The 3,641-nt window shown below is 70.7% G+C and carries 3 protein-coding genes and 1 pseudogene; 3 read left to right on the top strand and 1 reads right to left on the bottom strand.

The features are described 5' to 3' along the window. The 3 genes and pseudogenes from AC08OP_RS13910 to AC08OP_RS13900 form a co-directional block, all read left to right on the top strand. Positions 1 to 443 (top strand): annotated as a pseudogene (locus tag AC08OP_RS13910) (serine/threonine-protein kinase); the annotation flags it as partial. Next, complete coding sequence (gene pknB / locus AC08OP_RS13905; protein ID WP_476614580.1) at positions 440 to 2,470, top strand: Stk1 family PASTA domain-containing Ser/Thr kinase; 2,031 nt, start codon at positions 440 to 442, stop codon at positions 2,468 to 2,470. The pseudogene AC08OP_RS13910 and the gene pknB, both read left to right, overlap by 4 nt. Before the next feature lie 98 nt (positions 2,471 to 2,568). Then, positions 2,569 to 3,219, top strand: coding sequence for an aminodeoxychorismate/anthranilate synthase component II (locus tag AC08OP_RS13900; RefSeq protein ID WP_462188219.1), 651 nt, complete (start codon positions 2,569 to 2,571; stop codon positions 3,217 to 3,219). On the opposite strand, the gene AC08OP_RS13895 is transcribed toward AC08OP_RS13900, so the two are convergent. Further along, a partial coding sequence (locus AC08OP_RS13895; RefSeq protein WP_476614579.1) for a DUF881 domain-containing protein occupies positions 3,216 to 3,641 on the bottom strand: 426 nt, incomplete at its 5' end. The two genes, AC08OP_RS13900 and AC08OP_RS13895, sit on opposite strands and share 4 nt — an antisense overlap.

Here is a 3,641-nt window from a genome sequence, read left to right as displayed (position 1 = left end):
GCCCGGGAGCCATGCTCGGCGGACCCGACGTACCTGCAACGGCCCTGCACAGCCCGCCCTACGGCGGCCCCGGCACCGCCTACCACCCGGGTCCGCCGCCGTGGGCCCGTACCCCCGGCGGCCCCCCGGGCCCGTCCGGCCCGGACGGCCAGGATGATCTGCGGCCGGGCTGGGAGGGGCGAGCTGCTCGACGGCACCGGCCGGAGACAGCCTCCCGTCCCGCCCTGCCACTGCCGCTTCTGATCATTCTGCTGATCCTCACCGTGGTGATCGTCGCATTCGCGACTAACAGGTTGTTCTCCAACAGCAATTCCGAATCGAACTCCGCGACCACACCACCGGGGGTGGTGTACGCAACCGCAATCGGTGGTGAAATCGTCAGCGGTAACGCCGGGTCGGCGATTTCCGGCGCGGGAGGGGCGACGGCAGGGGAGTATTCGTGACCGACGTGACGGAGATGTATGCCCCGGGGGCTGGGCCACAGATCATCGGCGGGCGTTACGAGCTGGGCGAGGGCATCGGCTATGGCGGCATGGCGGAGGTCTTCCGCGGCCGTGACATCAGGCTCGGCCGTGAGGTCGCCATCAAGACGCTGCGCCCGGACCTCGCCCGTGATCCCACCTTTCTCGCCCGGTTCCGCCGCGAGGCACAGTCCTCGGCCGCGCTGAACCATCCCGCGATCGTCTCGGTGTATGACACGGGCGAGGACATCATCAACGGGGCGCAGATCCCCTACATCGTGATGGAGTTCATCGAGGGACGGACCCTGCGCGACGCGCTGCAGACTGAGGGCCGGTTCACCGAACGCCGCGCCATGGAGATCACCTCCGACGTCTGCGCCGCCTTGGACTACAGCCACCGGATGGGGATCATCCACCGCGACATCAAGCCGGCGAACGTGATGCTCAGCCCGGACGGCTCAGTCAAGGTCATGGACTTCGGCATCGCCCGCGCCACCACCGCGACCTCCTCGACCATGACCGCGACGGCCGCGGTGATCGGCACCGCTCAGTACCTGTCCCCGGAACAGGCCCGAGGAGCCCGCGTCGACGCCCGCAGCGACGTCTACACCACCGGGGTGCTGCTCTACGAACTGCTCACCGGATCGCCGCCGTTCCGCGGGGACAACCCGGTGGCCGTGGCCTACCAGCACGTGCGGGAGGACCCGCCGCCGCCGTCCGCTCACGATCGCGGCATCTCCCCCGAGGCCGACGCGATCGTCCTCAAGGCGATGGAGAAGGACGCCGACGACCGCTACGGCACCGCGGGTGAGATGCGCGACGATCTGGAACGGGCGCTGGCCGGACGACGCGTGCACGCCATGATGGGAGGTGGTGGCGCGGGCGGGGCCGCCACCACCCTCGGCCCGGCCGCTGCCGGCACGGCGGTCCTCAGCCGCGGTGACCGAGCGGGTTACCCCACCCGGGACCGCTACCGCGACGACGACTACCGCGACGACGACCAGACCACCTACCGCGACGTGCCCTACGACGACGGCCGCTTCGGCACCGGTCCGTTCGACCGCTACGACGTGACCGGGGCCATCGACCGGCGGGCCGTTCCCGATCAGGAGCGTTCCCAGGCGTGGAAGTACATCCTCGCGGGTCTCGGAATCGTCATCGTCTTCGTCGCCGTCGTCCTGCTCGCCACGACCTTCCTCAGCTCCGGTCACAACACCGCCTCCACGAAGAAGATCCTCGTCCCGACCGGCCTCGTCGGGCAGAACGAGGAGCAGGCCCGCGCCCGGCTGCAGAGCGCCGGCTTCGGGGGGGATGTGGTCACGAAGCTGGTCGACTCACCGGACATGGCCGGCCGGGTCACGGCGGTCGACCCGGCCGAGGGCAAGGAGGTCGCCGCCAAGGGGATGATCACCCTGTCGATCGGCAAGGCCGCCGACGACGTCCAGATCCCCACCGACCTGCTCGGGAAGACCCAGGCCGAGGCCGAGGCGGCGCTACGGGCGCTGGGGCTGGTCCCGAACTCGATGGCCTACGCCAACCCGACCGGCCAGAAGGTCGGCACGGTGAACAGCACCGATCCGCAGCCGGGTACGGCCGTCAAGCCCGGCAGCACGGTCACGCTCAACGTGGTCAGCCCGAACGTCAACGTTCCCGACGTGCGCAACCGCACGTACGACAATGCCGTCGCCGAACTCGGCCGCTACGGGCTGAACGCGGCCCGGCAGAACGTCGCGAACAACAACGTGGCGCCGGGGACGGTCGTGGACCAGAGCCCGTCCGGCGGCAACGTCCCTCGGGGCTCGACCATCACGCTGTCCGTCGCCCAGCAGATCCAGACCACCGCGCCGCCGACCCCGACCGAGACGCCGACCGGGCCCACCCCGACCGCGGAACCGACCAGCACCTCGCCGAGCCCGACGGGTAATCCCACCCCTGGGACACCGGCCACGACGAGGCCGGGCGGCCTGGGGGGGCTGCTGGGCGGCCGCAACGGCGGTGGCGGCACCTGAGGTCGTCGCGCCGACGGAGGCGGTCGTGGCTGCTCAGGCAGTATGGGACTGCGGCCGCCCACGGCAGGGTGCCTGATGCCGCGGGAGGTCACGATCTGATGCGCATCCTGGTGATCGACAACTACGACTCGTTCGTCTTCAACCTTGTCCAGTACCTGGGCCAGCTCGAGACCGAATGCATCGTGCGCCGCAACGACGAGATGACGCCGGCCGACCTCGCCGCGCTCGGCGTCGACGGGGTCCTGCTCTCCCCGGGACCGGGTACGCCCGAGGCGGCCGGCGTGAGCATTCCCATGGTGCGAGCCTGCGCGTCGGGCGGTGTGCCGCTGCTCGGGGTGTGCCTGGGCCATCAGGCGATCGCGGTCGCGTTCGGCGCTACCGTCGACCGCGCCCCGGAGTTGCTGCACGGCAAGACCTCGGTCGTCCACCATGACCGGACCGGCGTTCTCACGGACCTGCCGTCGCCGTTCATCGCGACTCGTTACCACTCGCTGGCCGTCGAGGAGGACACCCTCCCCGAGGAAATCGAGGTGACCGGCCGGACCGAAAGTGGCGTGGTGATGTCGCTGCGCCATCGGCGGCTCCCGCTCGAGGGCGTGCAGTTCCACCCGGAGTCCGTCCTCACCCAGGGCGGCCACCTGATCCTCGCCCGTTGGCTGGACCAGTGCGGCGACGGCGGCGCGGCGCGCAGGCTCGCACCGGGGCTGTCCGCCGAGGTCGAGACCCTGCGGACGGCGGCGTTCTCCTAGCCGCGCCTGGCGGTGCCGGACAGGTCGATCATCGGCCCGTCGTAGCCGGGTAACCGGCTGTCGGCGGCCTCCTCGACGCGGTATCCCAGCCGGTAGGCGTCGGCGTACTGCCGGTAGATCGTAACCTGTGGATTGGCCCGCAGGCTGGAGCGCAACGCAGCGACCTCCCCGATCGCCGTGATCCGGAACGGCGGGGAGAAGACCTCGCCGTGCAGCAGAAGAGTGTTCCCGACGCAGCGGACCGCCGTCAGTGCCGTCACCCGGCGATCCATGATGCTCATCGCCTCGGCGCCGCCGGCCCACAGCGCGTTCACGACCGCTTGGACATCCTGCTGATGCACGATGAGATCGTCGGGCCTCGGGGCGGGCACGCCGGGGGCGTACGGGCCACCCCGGCCCTCCCGCGGGGCGTCGTCCAGCTC

Source organism: Frankia sp. CeRuru1 (assembly GCF_977966315.1).
The sequence above is the reverse complement of the archived record's forward strand: the minus strand, read 5'-3'. Positions and strand labels throughout refer to the sequence as shown.